The following is a 16088-nucleotide window of genomic DNA, read 5'->3' on the forward strand; positions in this document are numbered from 1 at the left end:
TATGGGGAATTAGCTCAGCTGGGAGAGCACCTGCTTTGCAAGCAGGGGGTCAGCGGTTCGAACCCGCTATTCTCCATAGGCAGTGTCAAAGCTGCCGGAGTTGCACATTGAAAACTGAATAGTAACAAATTCTTTTAAAGATAAGTAAAATTATTAATAAATTAAGCCGAGAAACAAAGCAAAAAAGAAATTCTGTAACAGGAATGGATAAAAAACGCAGGTCTGAAAGAAGACCAACTCATAAACTTAAAGCACAACTACGGTTGTGACGGTTAAGTTAATAAGGGCGCGTGGTGGATGCCTTGGCACTAGGAGCCGATGAAGGACGTGACTAACTACGATAAGCTTTGGTGAGCGGTAAGTACGCTATGACCCAGAGATTTCCGAATGGGGAAACCCAACTCGAAAAGAGTTGTCAATAATTGAATACATAGATTATTGACGGAACACGCTGTGAACTGAAACATCTCATTAGCAGCAGGAGCAGAAAGAAAAATCGATTCCCCAAGTAGCGGCGAGCGAAACGGGAAGAGCCCAAACCAGAGTGCTTGCATTCTGGGGTTGTAGGACTGATAAATAGGAGTTACAAAAGTGTTTTATAGCAGAACAAGTTGGGAAACTTGGCTAAAGAGGGTGATAGCCCCGTACGCGAAATAAAGCACACTTCTTTCAGGATCCTGAGTACGGCCGGACACGTGAAATCCGGTCGGAATCTGCGGGGACCATCCCGTAAGGCTAAATACTCCCTAGTGACCGATAGTGAACCAGTACCGTGAGGGAAAGGTGAAAAGCACCCCGGAAGGGGAGTGAAATAGTTCCTGAAACCACGACGCCTACAAGAAGTCAGAGCCCGTTAATGGGTGATGGCGTGCCTTTTGTAGAATGAACCGGCGAGTTACGGTATCGTGCGAGGTTAAGGTGGAAAGACCGGAGCCGCAGCGAAAGCGAGTGTGAATAGCGCGAATAGTACGATGCTGTAGACCCGAAACCAGGTGACCTACCCATGGTCAGGATGAAGGTGAGGTAAAACTTACTGGAGGTCCGAACCGGTGCATGTTAAAAAATGCTCGGATGAACTGTGGGTAGCGGTGAAATTCCAAACGAACCTGGAGATAGCTGGTTCTCTCCGAAATAGCTTTAGGGCTAGCCTCATTATAAGCATACTGGAGGTAGAGCACTGTTAAGCCTAGGGGCCCATCTCGGGTTACCAAAGTTTGATAAACTCCGAATGCCAGCTATGTATGAATGGGAGTCAGACGATGAGTGATAAGATCCACCGTCGAAAGGGGAACAGCCCAGATCGCCAGTTAAGGTCCCTAAATATATGTTAAGTGGAAAACGATGTGATAGTGCATAGACAACTAGGATGTTGGCTCAGAAGCAGCCACCATTTAAAGAGTGCGTAATAGCTCACTAGTCGAGTGCCATTGCGCGGAAAATGTACCGGGGCTAAACATATTACCGAAACTGCGGGTGTACTTAAAAGTACGCGATAGGAGAGCGTTGTAAGGGCAATGAAGGTAGACTGTAAGGACTACTGGAGCGCTTACAAGTGAGAATGCCGGTATGAGTAGCGAAAGACAGGTGAGAATCCTGTCCACCGAATGACTAAGGTTTCCTGGGGAAGGCTCGTCCTCCCAGGGTTAGTCGGGACCTAAGGCGAGGCTGAGAAGCGTAGTCGATGGATAACAGGTTGAGATTCCTGTACCAGTAGTAATGCGTTTGACCGATGGAGGGACGCAGGAGGCTAACAGAAGCGCACCGATGGATGAGTGCGTGCAAGCAGTAAGTTTGGCGAAGAGTGAAATGCTTTTTACTGATAAGAACAAGCTGTGATGCGGATCGAAATAAAGTAGAGAAGTCTGAGATGTCACACTGCCGAGAAAAGCTTCTAGGAAGTATTACACTGCCCGTACCGCAAACCGACACAGGTAGTCGAGTGGAGAACACTAAGGTGAGCGAGAGAACCCTCGTTAAGGAACTCGGCAAAATGACCCCGTAACTTCGGGAGAAGGGGTGCTCATTGTAAAAGATGAGCCGCAGTGAATAGGCCCAGGCGACTGTTTATCAAAAACACAGGTTTCTGCAAAATCGTAAGATGAAGTATAGGGGCTGACGCCTGCCCGGTGCTGGAAGGTTAAAAGGAGTGCTTAGCTTCGGCGAAGGTACGAATTGAAGCCCCAGTAAACGGCGGCCGTAACTATAACGGTCCTAAGGTAGCGAAATTCCTTGTCGGGTAAGTTCCGACCCGCACGAAAGGCGTAACGATCTGGGCACTGTCTCAACGAGGGACTCGGTGAAATTTAAATACCCGTGAAGATGCGGGTTACCCGCGACAGGACGGAAAGACCCCATGGAGCTTTACTGTAGCTTGATATTGAATGTTTGTGCTGCTTGTACAGAATAGGTAGGAGACGAAGAGGATTGGACGCCAGTCTAGTCGGAGTCACAAAGTGGGATACTACCCTCGTTGTATGAACATTCTAACACTGGTCACTCAACGTGATCGTGGACAGTGTCTGGCGGGCAGTTTGACTGGGGCGGTCGCCTCCTAAAAGGTAACGGAGGCGCTCAAAGGTTTGCTCAGAATGGTTGGAAATCATTCGTAGCGTGTAAAGGCATAAGCAAGCTTGACTGCGAGAGCAACAACTCGAGCAGGTACGAAAGTAGGACTTAGTGATCCGGTGGTTCCGCATGGAAGGGCCATCGCTCAACGGATAAAAGCTACCCTGGGGATAACAGGCTCATCTCCCCCAAGAGTCCACATCGACGGGGAGGTTTGGCACCTCGATGTCGGCTCATCGCATCCTGGGGCTGTAGTCGGTCCCAAGGGTTGGGCTGTTCGCCCATTAAAGCGGTACGCGAGCTGGGTTCAGAACGTCGTGAGACAGTTCGGTCCCTATCCGTCGCGGGCGCAGGAAATTTGAGAGGAGTTGCCCTTAGTACGAGAGGACCGGGGTGAACAAACCGCTGGTGTACCAGTTGTTCCGCCAGGAGCATCGCTGGGTAGCTATGTTTGGAAGAGATAAACGCTGAAAGCATCTAAGTGTGAAACTCGCCTCGAGATGAGATTTCCCATTCGTAAGAAGTAAGACCCCTTAGAGATTATGAGGTAGATAGGCTAGAAGTGGAAGTTGAGCGATCAATGTAGCGGACTAGTACTAATAGGTCGAGGACTTAACCAAAGTCAAGAACGGAAGTTCAAGAGAAGATATGAGTGGCAAAATTTAGAAGAAGAATTTGATACTATTTAGTTTTGAGTGTAAAACTCAAAGGTGTCGTGTTGATAGCATAGAGGACACACCTGTTCCCATTCCGAACACAGAAGTTAAGCTCTATCACGCCGAAAGTAGTTGCCGGATCGCTGGCTGCGAGGATAGGAAGATGCGGTGCCGTACATAGAGAGTACTCTGAGAAGGGTATTTTTGGTTTCAAGAGAAAGAAAAGTAACACGAGGGTAAGGAAGAATCGGGAGAGGTGTCCGAGTCTGGCCGAAGGAGCATGGTTGGAAACTATGTAAGCAAGGAATTGTTTCGAGGGTTCGAATCCCTTCCTCTCCATTATGGACGCTTAGCTCAGCTGGGAGAGCACCTGCCTTACAAGCAGGGGGTCACAGGTTCGATCCCTGTAGCGTCCATTGGTCGCATGGTCCAGTTGGTTAGGACGCCTGCCTGTCACGCAGGAGATCGCGGGTTCGAGCCCCGCTGCGACCGCTAATTACTGACAAACATGAACAGGCCAGTGTTACGTGAGGTGCGACTCCTTACCATGTTATATCAGCTTTTGCTGATTTTATGATTGTAGGGATATAGTTAAACGGTAGAATAGCGGTCTCCAAAACCGTTGATGGGGGTTCGATTCCCTCTATCCCTGCCATGGCGGTAGTGGTGAAGTGGTTAACACACTGGTTTGTGGATCCAGCATACGAGGGTTCGATCCCCTTCTACCGCCCTATAAGCTTAAACGCTTTATAATTGAATTGCCGTTGTGGCGGAATTGGCAGACGCGCTGGACTCAAAATCCAGTGGTGGCAACACCGTGTGGGTTCGACTCCCACCGACGGCATAAAAAGGTTGTAGTATCGTTAAGATACTACAACCTTTTTAATTTTTATAAATTTTGCTTTTATTTATGATGCGTAGGACAGATTACAAAAATTAACTGAATACTTGCCGGGTGTCACTGTCATGACGAATAACCTGGTGGTAGCTTTAATTGTTTAGTAATTAACTAACACATCGTCACGTGTGTTACATATTGCATGGTATCCACTTCAGACGCGTCAAGGTCAATGAAAAAGATGGCAATTTCAGGTGTTAAACTGTTATGACGACCACGTCGATGCTTGTATTGCTCGGATACTTGAACTGCTATTTGAGCATTATAAGGCGACATGCGCTTGATTGTATAAGCAATCATTGTTGGTGAGCGTTTCAAAAAGTGCGCGATGCACGCATTGAATAGTGAATTCTAAGCAAAATTTGAATGGTAAAACGTTCCTGAGATGATAAATTAGATAAGAGTTGCAGATCCTTTATGGTTAATTTTAGTTAATTACCATTAAAGCCTCTGTAACTTTTTTGTATAAATGTTCGGTTATATTTTACAATCTAACATATGTAATTTTACGCTATTTATCAATAAGTTAAGTCATTATAAACAATATTGACCAACTATGCCAAAAAGACGACACGTTAGGCTATTTTCATTGTGTTAAATCCGAATATAATTTACAATTTTATTATTAACTAATTAGGAGATATTCGCATGAATGATAAGAGGAATAGTACGTTTACAACTTTGTTGTGTTTTTTAATGGTAAAGGGTGTATATTTAGATTTGAACGATTTATTAACATATGACATTAATCATCCGAAAAATCATGATTTGGTGAAATCGACACATTTTGATACAATAGAGACATGATAATTGGAATTGGAAATGATACAGAGTCAATCAGTCGTGTGGGCATAATTGTTGAACAAAAAAATAAATTTATTGACACTATTTTAACTGAAAATGAACGTCAACAGGCTGCTAAACGTAAAGGCAAACATTATAATGAGTTTATTGCAGGGCGCTTTTCTGCCAAAGAAGCTTTTTCTAAGGCAACAGGATTTGGTATTGGTGAAAAAGTACATTGGCATGATATAGAAATTTTAAATGCGCATAATGGGCGACCAATTATGCATGTCAAAAATTTTTTGTATAAAACACATGTGGCCATTACACACAGCGGTGACAGAGTTAATACAGTGGTAGTTATTGAACGTTTGACGATATGGGAACGAATGAGTTTAAAATTTTTTCCTAAACGTGGGGTTTTATGATGAATAAAAAAATTGATATCTTACGCACTAGACCATCTTGGATTGAAATTAATTTAAAAAATGTTCAAGAAAATGCGCAAACAATCATGCAATATACTGGTGCGAAGAAATTGATTGCTGTTGTAAAAGCTAATGCCTATGGGCATGGTGCAGTAGCGACTGTGAAAGCTTTGTATGCCATTGGTGTGCGTGATTTTGCAGTCGCAACAATTGCTGAGGCAGCTTTATTGCGGCAAGAAGTTGCGTATGATGATTTTCAGATACTACTATTAGGCGTGCAAGACGTGTCGTTTGTCGATATCATGTTAGCCTATCATTTATCTCCAGCAGTTGGTAATTTAAGTTGGTTACAAGAAGCGGTTAAATCGATACCTGAAGGTAAAGTTTTAGATGTACAATTAGCAATTGATACAGGCATGGGACGTATGGGAGCACATTCTCAATCACAAGTTACAGCAATGTATGCGTTCATTCAATCTTCAGATAAGTTACGTCTTAGGGGTGTATTTACACATTTTGCTACTGCGGATGATAGTAATCAACAATATTATGATGAACAAGTTGCTAATTTTTATAACTGGGTACGAGGAGCAAATATACCAAACAAGTATTGGCATTTAGCGAACTCTGGATCAGCTTTATGGCATTCAAAAGAAATTGATATCCAAACGTTACGTGTGGGATCGGTACTTTATGGTTATAACCCTGGTGCACCTAAACTCAAGATGCCGATTCAATTAAAAAATGTATTATCACTTAAATCACGAATTGGGTTTGTTCACGAATTGGGTGTTGGAGAATCAGTTAGCTATGGTGCAACTTATACGGCAGAAAAGCCACAATGGGTTGCGACCTTACCAATTGGTTATGCAGATGGCTACTTGAGACGCATGGCTGGTATGAAGGTATTAGTTGCAGGGCATGTTGAGCATGTTATTGGACGTATAACAATGGATCAAATTGTTATATCCTTAAATAAAGAATATCCTGTTGATACGGAAGTAACGTTGATTGGACGAGATGGTCAGGAAGAAATAACTGTCGAAGAGTTTGCAGAGTATGCTGATACAATTCCACATGAAATTTCAACAACATTTAGCGCAAGATTACCAAGAATATACGATTAAAAGCGCTACGGCGCGTACATAGTAAGTGGGACATTTTATGACAGAAGAATATCAAGCAGTGATGCGAGGTGACGTGTTTTATGCGGATCTGAAGCAAGGCATTGGTTCAGAACAATCTGGTGTTCGACCAGTGTTGATTGTGCAAAACGATGTAGGCAACGCAAATTCACCAACGACTATTGTTGCTGCAATAACATCACAAATATCGAAGCCAAAGTTGCCGACGCATGTTTTACTACCAGCGCATATGGGAGGCGTGAAGCGTGATTCTGTTATTTTAGCAGAGCAGGTGCGAACGATTGATAAACGACGACTACGCGACAAAATAGCTCATATTAATGCTGCCTCTTCTGAAATGCAACAAGTTGCGCATGCATTAAGAATTAGTGTTGGACTCAAGTAGTTTTTTTATGATCAATTTTTATAAGCGATTCATAATTATCCCTATTTTTGTTGCTATAACTAATTAGGAGACAAACGTGGCTAAAAAGAGGATCATGTGGTTAGATCTAGCAAAGAGTATGACGGTATTTTTGGTGGTCATAGTCCATGTCGTTGAGGGCATTTATAAAACGGGGATATATCATCAATTTGACGTGTTTTCGGAACTTACGATGGATATGCTATTTACAATCGTGATGCCCATTTTTTTTGCTTTGTCAGGATATGTCTACAAACCGTTACCCAGTGCACAAGAGCTTTTAAAAAAATCAGGTGAAAAATTAATTAAGTTAGCCGTGCCATATGTCATATTTTCAATTGTGTATGTTATGTTGCAGCATGTTAGTCCTGATGTCCATAATCTCAACTCATGGCATGATTTAACACAAATTTATGTGATGCCAATAGGTTACTTATGGTATTTATATGTCTTGTTTCTAGTTTATGTATTTGTGGGAATAATGCATCTTATTCATATGCCGCCTTATTGGCAAATAATATTGTATGCAGGTTTGTTATTATATAGCGTGATGCCATTTTCAAATCTTCCTTATCCAATTAAAAGTTTATTTATGTGGCTGGGATGCTTTTATATAGGTTATATATTTAAAAAAAATCCGTTAATTTTTGACAATAAATGGGTCATAATAGTCTGTAGTTTATTATTTTTGGGTAGTATTTTTTGGCAATCTAGGCAGGGTGGCACTTGGTTCAATACAGACATGATGTCACAAGAAAATTTTATTTCAAAACTTACAAGCATACCAATATTTTTTTATCTATTTTCACATGTTAAAAATGGTGTCGTCGCACGCTATTTTATAAAATTTGGGCCTTATTCTTTAATTATTTATCTTGTTCATGCACCAGTTGCGTCAATTGTTCGCATTTTAATTCTAAAATTAGGTGTACCACCGTATGGCTTGCTAGTCATTAGTACACTAGTTATTTGTTGGTATATCAGTATTTTTGTCATTTATTTGTCTCGTAAATTATTTTTGGTGCATCTTATTTTTTATCCTGATGACTACTTTAAGCGCATGAAATAATAATGAATAAAGCCTTGACGAATGCATAATTTTCTAGTAACATTAGCGTTATCTTAGAGGATTAAGCAAACACGTGTACAGAGAACTGATGCTAGTGGAAATTCGGTGATGTTAATGCCCAAGGTTACTAAGTGTTAAAATATAAATAGATAAAGTGGTTGTTGATATTTGTGTATCAGCGACAATACAGGTGGTACCACGGTGAAAATCGTCCTAATTTTAGTTTTTTAGGACGATTTTTAAGTGTAACCATAATTAAAAAGGAGAAAAGTATGCGTGAAATTGATATGTCAACTAAGTACGAACCAACTGCAGTTGAGTTAGGGCGCTATGATAAGTGGCAAGAAAAGAAGTTATTTGCACCGGAGTCAAATCAGGCTATTCAAAAAAATGAACCCGAGTCTTATGCAATTGTTATTCCACCGCCCAATGTCACAGGCAAGTTACATTTAGGACATGCTTGGGATACAACTTTGCAAGACATGATTATTCGTCAGAAAAAAATGCAAGGCATGGATGTGCTGTGGTTACCGGGCATGGATCATGCGGGTATTGCGACACAGGCTAAAGTTGAACAACGTTTACGCGCCGAGGGAACTTCTCGTTATGATTTGGGTCGTGAAAAGTTCGTTGAACAAGTTTGGGATTGGAAGAACGAATACGCAGCAACGATTAAAAAACAATGGGGTAAGATGGGGTTGTCTCTAGATTTTGATCGCGAACGTTTTACTTTGGATGATGGTTTGAATAAAGCAGTCAACAAAGTATTTATTGATTTATACAAAAAGGGTTTGATTTATCGCGGAGAATATATTATCAACTGGGATCCGCAAGCAAGAACTGCCTTATCAGACATTGAGGTTATTTATCAAGATGATGACGGTGCCTTTTACCATGTCAAGTATCCATTTACTGATGGGACGACAATTGATGGTAAGAATTATATTGAGATAGCGACAACGCGTCCAGAAACAATGTTTGGTGATGTTGCGGTTGCTGTACATCCAAGTGATGAACGGTATAAAGACTTAATCGGTAAAACTGTCATGGTGCCACTTGTTGGTCGTGAAATCCCAATTATTGCTGATGAATACGTTGAAAAAGATTTTGGTACGGGTATGGTGAAAATTACACCTGCACATGATCCAAATGATTTCCAAGTGGGAAACCGTCACGATTTGGAACGCATTAACACGATGACTGATGATGGACATCTAAATGATAAAGCAGGCAAGTACAGTGGCATGGAGCGCTTCGAGGCACGCAAGGCAATTGTAGCTGACCTCGAATCTGAAAACTACATGTTAAAGGTTGACCCTATTGTGCATTCAGTTGGCCATTCAGAACGTACTGGCGTTCCTGTTGAATCACGTTTGTCAACACAATGGTTTGTTAAAATGGCGCCATTGGCTAAACAAGCGTTGGACATGCAAAAAAATGCTGATGAAAAAGTTGAATTTGTGCCTGCGAGATTTGAAGATACGTTTACACGTTGGATGGAAAACATTCGTGATTGGGTTATTTCGCGACAACTATGGTGGGGACATCAAATTCCAGCGTGGTACAAGAATAAAGGGACAGATCAAGAAGAAATTTATGTTGGCACGGATGAACCTTCGGGTACTGGTTGGAAGCAAGATCCTGATGTATTAGACACGTGGTTTTCATCAGCATTATGGCCATTTTCAACAATGGGCTGGCCAGAGAATACAAAAGATGGTGATTTTGCACGATACTATCCAACGAATACATTAGTAACAGGATATGATATCATTTTTTTCTGGGTAGCGCGTATGATGTTCCAAGGAAAAGAGTTCACTGGGCAGCGGCCGTTTAAAAATGTGTTAATTCATGGCCTAATTCGTGATGGCGAAGGACGGAAAATGTCTAAGTCGTTGGGGAATGGTGTCGATCCGATGGATGTCATTGAAAAATATGGGGCAGATGCCTTACGCTGGTTCTTGGCCACTGGTTCAACACCAGGTCAAGACGTGCGTTTTACTTACGACAAAATGGATGCTGCTTGGAACTTCATTAACAAAATTTGGAATGCTTCACGTTATGTTATTATGAATTTAGATGACAACACGCCAGCTAAATTGCCTGATTTAGACAAATTGTCATTGGGTGATAAATGGATTTTGTCACGATTGAATACCACAATAGAAAACGTCACCCGTAATTTTGATAAATTTGAATTTGGTGAAGCAGGACGTGAATTGTACAATTTTATTTGGTCGGATTTTGCCGATTGGTACATCGAAATGACCAAAGAGGCGCTGAATGGACATGCTGATAAAGCACCTGTGCAACAGACATTGGCCTATGTATTGGATCAAACGTTACGTCTGTTACAACCAATTATGCCGTTTGTGACGGAGGCGATTTGGCAAGAAATGCCTGATCAAGTTGGGAAAAATGTTGATTTTTCTGTGACACGATATCCAGTCGTACATGCTGAATTAGAAAATAAAGCAGCTGAAGCGGCGTTTAAATCCCTGCAAGATTTAATTATTGCAGTGCGTAATATTCGTGCTGAAGCACATGCACCGATGTCAACAGAAATTGATTTATTGGTTAAAACTACTGATGACAAATTGATCAATGTTTTTAATGATAATGCTGATTACATTAAACGTTTTGCACATCCAAAATCATTGCAAATTTCTTCAGAAATTGAGGTGCCAGCCTTGGCTATGTCACAAGTTATTTCTGGTGCTGAAATTTATGTGCCTTTGGCTGAACTAATTGATATCGATGAAGAAATTACGCGTTTGACTGGTGAAGTTAAAAAATTCGCCGGTGAAGTGAAGCGCGCTGAAGGTAAGCTTGGGAATGATAAGTTTGTCAATTCAGCGCCGGAAGCTGTGGTTGTTTCTGAAAAGCAGAAACTTGCTGACTGGCAAGCAAAATTAGTTGCAACACAGGAACGCTTGAGTGCTTTGCAAGTGGCAAAGTAGGTGTTTATGGTAAGCACTCAGTTAGTTGATCTGTTTTTAAAATTGGTGCTGAAAATATGATGGCTGAATTTTACAAAATAAATCAAAATCATCCAAATAATTACGTTCTAACACAAGTCGCAGATATGGATGTAGAAACGGTTTGGGGATTACAAACGCAAGCAGCGTCAAGCCATAAAGGACTTGTTGCGCAAGTATATGATCAAATTACACAAGGATTTTTGGAAGATAGGGGATTTAATATCATTGGCACGACCTATTTTGCCAAGTTGAACGTGCGTGATTATGAAGGTGAGCCGGTTGTCACTGTAAATGAATTAGAGCCTGATTTAAGGCAAGAATTATTGCTGCTTCTGCGCGATCATTATGAACGTATTCATCGTTCTAATCCAGCATCTCCGAAAATAAACTATGAGAAGTGGTTATTTGATAATAGTAGTTTTGATGGTGCGTACAGCATTGTGCGCCTGGAACAACAACATATTGTCGCAGCGATTTTGATTTTCAAAGACAAAAATGATTTTAAACTCGGCTGGACATTTGGGGATGATGTGCCCACATTGCTTGGTCTTTGGCGTGATTTGTTAGGTATATTACCTGTCGGAAAAGTAGTATACGCTGAATTTGAAAGCAATGATTTGTTAGCAATGAGTGTATATCATGCGTTTATTTGGCATGATATTGATACGGTGCAACAGACACTACTCTGGGAAGATACAGCAAATAGCTTGCGTAATATATAAAATCCGTTAAAATAATAGAAGTATAAATATAAGAGTGATTGATATCGCAGGCTTTAGAAGCACGTTATAATAATGCTGATTATTATAACATGCTGTGTGTGAAGGTCAGTTAACAGGTTTAGAAGGGGGAACACATGCCCGGAAGTAAAATACTGGCAAGCGCGCATTATGTACCAAGCGACGTAGTGACTAATGCTGATTTGGCAAAAATAATGGATACCAGTGATGCGTGGATACGAACACATACGGGTATTGAAACACGTCATATATCTTTACAAGGTGAAAATACCAGTGACTTAGCAACACAAGCTGCACGATTAGCATTGGCACAAGCTGACATGGCACCGGAAGCTATTGATTTAATTATTGTCACGACTTTTACACCGGACGGTTTAGCACCATCAACTGCGGCGCTAGTTCAACGTAATTTAAAAGCTAAAAATGCTTGGGCCTATGATATTATGACAGCCTGTGCAGGCTTTGTATTTGGTTTGAGCACAGCAGACAAATTTATTCGGTCAGGTGTTTACAAAAATGTACTTGTCATTGCTGCAGAAGTTAATTCAAAGATGATGGATTTTTCAGATCGAACAAGTACCGTTTTTTTTGGTGATGGTGCAGGCGCTGTGGTTATGACTGCAGATATGCAAAGAAGTGTGGTTGCAGGGGAAAAAATGAACACAGTTGGTAATGCTGATGTTGTTCATTCGGGCCGGATTGCACCTTTAACCAAACTATCACCAGATAATTATCCTAAGACAGATGCTTTTTCGCAACGGGGTCATGAAGTTTTTGATGAAGTAACTAACTTAATACCGCATCATATTCGGACGTTTCTATTAAGCAAAGACATGAAGCCGAGTGATGTGGACTATTTTATCCCACATCAAGCGAATTTAAGATTAATTGAGTATATTGCTAATGAACTCAATGAACCGATGAGCAAATTCTCAACGAATATTATATATAATGGCAATACTTCTTCCGCCGGCATTGCTATTGGTCTTGACGAACTTCGCAATTCAGTAAATTTGAGTGGTAAAAGTGTGTTACTAACAGGATTTGGTGCAGGATTTACCTATGGCAGTATATTATTGAAATTCTAAAGTAAATATTAAGGCCTTTAACTAAATATAATCAGTGTCAATCAGGTTAAAAACACAGTAATTTTGTGATTTTTGACCTGATTTTTATTTTTTTAAAAAACAAAAGTCACTGTAGATGCGCAAATGACAAGCGCTATGATGTTTTTTGTCCTTGTAACAAAAATGACATATTGTTATAAAATTGAAAAAAATGAACAATGCGTATGTTATACAAAATAGATATACTTAAAACTGTTATTAAGATTTGTATAACAACAAGTCTAAAAATTAATGATTATAATAAAATATAAATATTTGGAGCTTATATCAAAATGACTAGTAACTTGACGAAAACATTATTAGCAACAGCCGCTGGTGTTGCTACCTTAGTTGGCGGGCATGCAGCCGTATCAGCTGACACTGTAGAGGTTCAAACAGGGGATACCTTAAGTGGTATCGCTCATGAAAACAATACAACAGCTGAAGATCTAGCAAAAACAAATGGTATCACTGATAAAAACTTAATTATGTCTGGCCAAAAGCTAACAGTTTCTGCACCAACACCTTCAGCAGTTTCTGCAGATGGTACGACGTATACAGTGCAAACAGGCGACACATTATCAAAAGTTGCACAACAAACTGGTGTTAACATAACAACATTATCTAGTTTAAATAGTTTGTCAAATGCTGATCTCGTCATAGCAGGGCAAGAATTATCTTTGAAGCAAGTGACGCCTCAAGCGGTTGCACCAACTATTACTGCAACAGAACAACAAGCTGATAATAATCAAACAACAACTGAAAAGTTGTCATATATTGCTGGTGCGGACACAGATAAAGACGGGTTTATGTCAATAACTGAATATAATGCTTATCAGGCAAATGGTGGCAATGTAGCTGCCACACCAGCACCACAAACAAGCACACCCACGCCTGCACCACAAAATGTTCAATATAACAGTGCTGCAGATACTAACAAAGATGGTTATATGACAGCCGCAGAATATGCTGCTTATCAAGCAAATGGTGGCCAAAATCAGGCACCAGCAGCTGCTACACCAGCACCAGCCAATCAAATAACACCAGTATCAACAAATAATGTTGCGCCAGCACAAGCGGCTCCAGCAGCATCATCAGATGCGCAAGCATTAGTTAATTCTATGAACGCAAAACGTGCATCATTAGGATTAGCCCCTGTTACATTAGACGCCGGTTTGTCTGCACGTGCACAATCACGTGCGCAAGATGCAGCCAGTAATGGTGGTATTCCAACAAACCACTTTTCAACAAATGGTGAGGTAGTTGCTAATGGCTTCTCCACTGGAACTGTTATTGACGCATGGTTTAATGAAACTAACATGATGACACCAAACGGTCAACCCGGGCATCGCATGTGGGTTGCTAACGCACGTGCATCATCTGTAGGCTTTGGTATCGTTGGTGGCATCATCGTCGGCGAATCAAATGCTGGTCAATTTTAATAACGACGTTCTATGGCAGGCAAATGGCTTGACGTCGCACTAACGCAGTTGGGGAATTCTTATCATTCTTCAAGTGCGTTTGTTGCGTTCGTTATGAATACATCTAAAATTGGAACAAACAATAAAAATAGTCTTTGGTCACCAACGCTTATTGATCTTGTACATGAAGTGCATGATTTAAAAAAGATAGAAACTGCACGTCCGGGAGATTTGCTGTTTTGGGGTAAACCAGATCACCCTTATAGCGTTGGTATTTATGTTGGAGGTAAGCACTTTATTTCAGTGACTGAAAAAGATGCAATGGTTAAAGTACAAATATTAAATGATAATTGGTATCCGGAATTTGTGGGAAGTGTTTTCTGAAACACAAATGACATGATTTTGAGTTTATTTAGTAACATAAAGTGTTCAAAACGCTTTTTTGTAACATAAATACTACTTTGATAACAAAGTGCAAAATTTATAAAACATATATGTTATGCTATTTTGGTACACTTATCACTGTTGAGGAAATCTCAAATAACAATAATCTAAGAAATCTTACTAGTCAATTAACTTTAAGGAGTGTACTACCATTATGAAGTCATCTACTATTATCAAATCAGCTGTTGCTGCCGGTGCTCTTGCCGTTGCTGGTGTTACCTCGGTATCTGCTGATACAATTAATGTTAAATCTGGTGATACACTAACTAAACTTGCTGCAGCAAACGGTACATCAGTTGCTGAGTTAGCCAAAGCAAATGGTATTAAAAATACTAATTTAATTTTTATTGGTCAACAGTTAAGCACGCAAGTATCAACTAAAACAGACTCACAACAAACGACTCCTTCAAACAATTCTGGCGCTGCTGGATCATACGCAGTTAAAGCCGGTGATACATTATATCGTATTGCAGCATCAAAGGGTATATCGGTTGCCGATTTAGCAGTTGCTAATAGCATTCAAAATATTAATTACATTGGCATTGGTCAAGTATTAAATCTTGCACCAGCGCCTGCTGCACAAACACCAGCACCTGTTGAACAAACACCAGCACCTGTTGAACAAACACCAGCACCTGTTGAACAAACACCAGCACCTGTTGAACAAACACCAGCACCTGTTGAACAAACACCAGCACCTGTTGAACAAACACCAGCGCCTGTTGAACAAACACCAGCGCCTGCTGCACAAACACCAGCACCTGCTGCACAAACACCAGCACCTGCTGCACAAACACCAGCACCTGCTGCACAAACACCAGCACCTGCTGCACAAACACCAGCACCTGCTGCACAAACACCAGCACCTGCTGCACAAGATGTTAAATATATTAATGCTGCAGATGCTAACCAAGATGGTTATATGACAGCTGCAGAGTATGCCGCTTATCAAGCAAATGGTAGTCAAAAGCAGGCATCTGCTGCTACACCAGCACCGGCACCAACGAATCAAGTAACACCAGTATCAACAAATAATGTTGCCCCAGCCCCAGCACCTGTTGCGACGACAACAGCGCAAACATTAGTAAACTCTTTGAACGCCAAGCGCGCAGCATTAGGTTTGAGTCCGGTAAGCTTGGATTCAGGTTTGTCTGCACGTGCCCAAGCACGAGCTCAAAATGCTGTTGCTAATGGTGGTTTACCAACAAATCATTTCAACACTAATGGTGAAGTGGTTGCAATTGGTTGGAGTGTTGGTGAAGTTGTTGAAGCATGGTATAACGAAACAAATATGGTAACTAATGGTACACCAGGTCATCGTATGTGGGTAGCTAACGCTCGTGCATCATCTGTTGGCTTTGGTATTGTTGGTGGCACAATTGTTGCTGAATCAAATGTTGGACAATACTAATAATTTCTAAAACGCCCGCAAGGCGTTTTTTATTTTGT

Annotated in this window: 12 protein-coding genes, 7 tRNA genes and 2 rRNA genes; 20 read left to right on the plus strand and 1 reads right to left on the minus strand. The window is 40.9% G+C overall.

Features of this window, described 5'->3' with window-relative positions; genetic code table 11:
• Positions 1-3 precede the first annotated feature (3 nt).
• The 9 genes from AB3K24_RS01800 (at position 4) to AB3K24_RS01840 (ending at position 4065) form a co-directional block, all read left to right on the plus strand.
• A tRNA-Ala gene (locus AB3K24_RS01800) sits at positions 4-76 on the plus strand.
• A 194-nt stretch (positions 77-270) separates the two neighbouring features.
• A 23S ribosomal RNA gene (locus AB3K24_RS01805) occupies positions 271-3185 on the plus strand.
• 91 nt (positions 3186-3276) lie between these two features.
• Positions 3277-3393 (plus strand): 5S ribosomal RNA (gene rrf, locus AB3K24_RS01810).
• Between the two features lie 78 nt (positions 3394-3471).
• Positions 3472-3560, plus strand: a tRNA-Ser gene (locus AB3K24_RS01815).
• A gap of 4 nt (positions 3561-3564) precedes the next feature.
• Positions 3565-3637, plus strand: a tRNA-Val gene (locus AB3K24_RS01820).
• 2 nt (positions 3638-3639) lie between these two features.
• A tRNA-Asp gene (locus tag AB3K24_RS01825) sits at positions 3640-3713 on the plus strand.
• 89 nt (positions 3714-3802) lie between these two features.
• Positions 3803-3876: transfer RNA gene (locus AB3K24_RS01830), tRNA-Trp, on the plus strand.
• Between the two features lie 2 nt (positions 3877-3878).
• Positions 3879-3951: transfer RNA gene (locus tag AB3K24_RS01835), tRNA-His, on the plus strand.
• 30 nt (positions 3952-3981) lie between these two features.
• Positions 3982-4065 (plus strand) — tRNA-Leu (locus AB3K24_RS01840).
• Positions 4066-4230: 165 nt separating this feature from the next.
• Here the strand turns inward: AB3K24_RS01840 and AB3K24_RS01845 are convergent.
• Positions 4231-4437: a hypothetical protein gene (locus AB3K24_RS01845; protein ID WP_367973522.1), complete on the minus strand. Its 207-nt coding sequence runs from the start codon at positions 4435-4437 to the stop codon at positions 4231-4233.
• Positions 4438-4767: 330 nt separating this feature from the next.
• On the opposite strand from AB3K24_RS01845, the gene AB3K24_RS01850 reads away from it, so the two are divergent.
• The 11 genes from AB3K24_RS01850 to AB3K24_RS01900 all read left to right on the plus strand — a co-directional run bounded on the left by AB3K24_RS01850 (position 4768) and on the right by AB3K24_RS01900 (position 16050).
• Positions 4768-4926, plus strand: a complete 159-nt coding sequence (locus AB3K24_RS01850) for a hypothetical protein (protein ID WP_367973523.1) — start codon at positions 4768-4770, stop codon at positions 4924-4926.
• Entirely contained in the window at positions 4923-5330 is a 408-nt protein-coding gene (acpS, locus tag AB3K24_RS01855) for a holo-ACP synthase (protein ID WP_367973524.1), read from the plus strand. Before AB3K24_RS01850 ends, acpS begins: the two co-directional genes overlap by 4 nt.
• Positions 5330-6457 (plus strand): alanine racemase, encoded by a 1128-nt coding sequence (alr, locus tag AB3K24_RS01860; protein WP_367975532.1) that lies wholly within the window; start codon positions 5330-5332, stop codon positions 6455-6457. The genes acpS and alr overlap by 1 nt, the downstream gene beginning before the upstream one ends.
• Positions 6458-6494: 37 nt before the next feature.
• On the plus strand, positions 6495-6860 hold the full coding sequence (locus AB3K24_RS01865; protein ID WP_367973525.1) for a type II toxin-antitoxin system PemK/MazF family toxin: 366 nt from the start codon (positions 6495-6497) through the stop codon (positions 6858-6860).
• Between the two features lie 76 nt (positions 6861-6936).
• Positions 6937-7947, plus strand: coding sequence for an acyltransferase family protein (locus tag AB3K24_RS01870; protein WP_367973526.1), 1011 nt, complete (start codon positions 6937-6939; stop codon positions 7945-7947).
• Between the two features lie 272 nt (positions 7948-8219).
• Positions 8220-10907, plus strand: coding sequence for a valine--tRNA ligase (locus AB3K24_RS01875; RefSeq protein ID WP_367973527.1), 2688 nt, complete (start codon positions 8220-8222; stop codon positions 10905-10907).
• Positions 10908-10963: 56 nt separating this feature from the next.
• Positions 10964-11650 carry a hypothetical protein gene (locus AB3K24_RS01880; protein WP_367973528.1) on the plus strand — a complete coding sequence of 229 codons (687 nt, stop codon included), beginning with the start codon at positions 10964-10966 and terminating at the stop codon, positions 11648-11650.
• Between the two features lie 134 nt (positions 11651-11784).
• Complete coding sequence (locus AB3K24_RS01885) at positions 11785-12756, plus strand: beta-ketoacyl-ACP synthase III (RefSeq protein ID WP_367973529.1); 972 nt, start codon at positions 11785-11787, stop codon at positions 12754-12756.
• Positions 12757-13067: 311 nt separating this feature from the next.
• Positions 13068-14216: a LysM peptidoglycan-binding domain-containing protein gene (locus AB3K24_RS01890; protein WP_367973530.1), complete on the plus strand. Its 1149-nt coding sequence runs from the start codon at positions 13068-13070 to the stop codon at positions 14214-14216.
• 12 nt (positions 14217-14228) lie between these two features.
• Positions 14229-14579: an NlpC/P60 family protein gene (locus tag AB3K24_RS01895; protein WP_367973531.1), complete on the plus strand. Its 351-nt coding sequence runs from the start codon at positions 14229-14231 to the stop codon at positions 14577-14579.
• A 214-nt stretch (positions 14580-14793) separates the two neighbouring features.
• Positions 14794-16050, plus strand: coding sequence for a LysM peptidoglycan-binding domain-containing protein (locus tag AB3K24_RS01900; protein ID WP_367973532.1), 1257 nt, complete (start codon positions 14794-14796; stop codon positions 16048-16050).
• The last annotated feature ends 38 nt before the right edge of the window (positions 16051-16088 follow it).

This window comes from Leuconostoc aquikimchii, from assembly GCF_040838325.1.
In the GTDB taxonomy this organism is placed as follows: Bacteria; Bacillota; Bacilli; order Lactobacillales; family Lactobacillaceae; genus Leuconostoc; species Leuconostoc aquikimchii.

What these genes read in the sequence shown, in the direction of transcription:
- AB3K24_RS01850 (WP_367973523.1), top strand. Translation starts at nt 4,768, where the DNA reads ATGAATGATAAGAGGAATAGTACGTTTACAACTTTGTTGTGTTTTTTA.
- acpS (WP_367973524.1), top strand. Translation starts at nt 4,923, where the DNA reads ATGATAATTGGAATTGGAAATGATACAGAGTCAATCAGTCGTGTGGGC.
- alr (WP_367975532.1), top strand. Translation starts at nt 5,330, where the DNA reads ATGAATAAAAAAATTGATATCTTACGCACTAGACCATCTTGGATTGAA.
- AB3K24_RS01865 (WP_367973525.1), top strand. Translation starts at nt 6,495, where the DNA reads ATGACAGAAGAATATCAAGCAGTGATGCGAGGTGACGTGTTTTATGCG.
- AB3K24_RS01875 (WP_367973527.1), top strand. Translation starts at nt 8,220, where the DNA reads ATGCGTGAAATTGATATGTCAACTAAGTACGAACCAACTGCAGTTGAG.
- AB3K24_RS01880 (WP_367973528.1), top strand. Translation starts at nt 10,964, where the DNA reads ATGATGGCTGAATTTTACAAAATAAATCAAAATCATCCAAATAATTAC.
- AB3K24_RS01885 (WP_367973529.1), top strand. Translation starts at nt 11,785, where the DNA reads ATGCCCGGAAGTAAAATACTGGCAAGCGCGCATTATGTACCAAGCGAC.
- AB3K24_RS01890 (WP_367973530.1), top strand. Translation starts at nt 13,068, where the DNA reads ATGACTAGTAACTTGACGAAAACATTATTAGCAACAGCCGCTGGTGTT.
- AB3K24_RS01895 (WP_367973531.1), top strand. Translation starts at nt 14,229, where the DNA reads ATGGCAGGCAAATGGCTTGACGTCGCACTAACGCAGTTGGGGAATTCT.
- AB3K24_RS01900 (WP_367973532.1), top strand. Translation starts at nt 14,794, where the DNA reads ATGAAGTCATCTACTATTATCAAATCAGCTGTTGCTGCCGGTGCTCTT.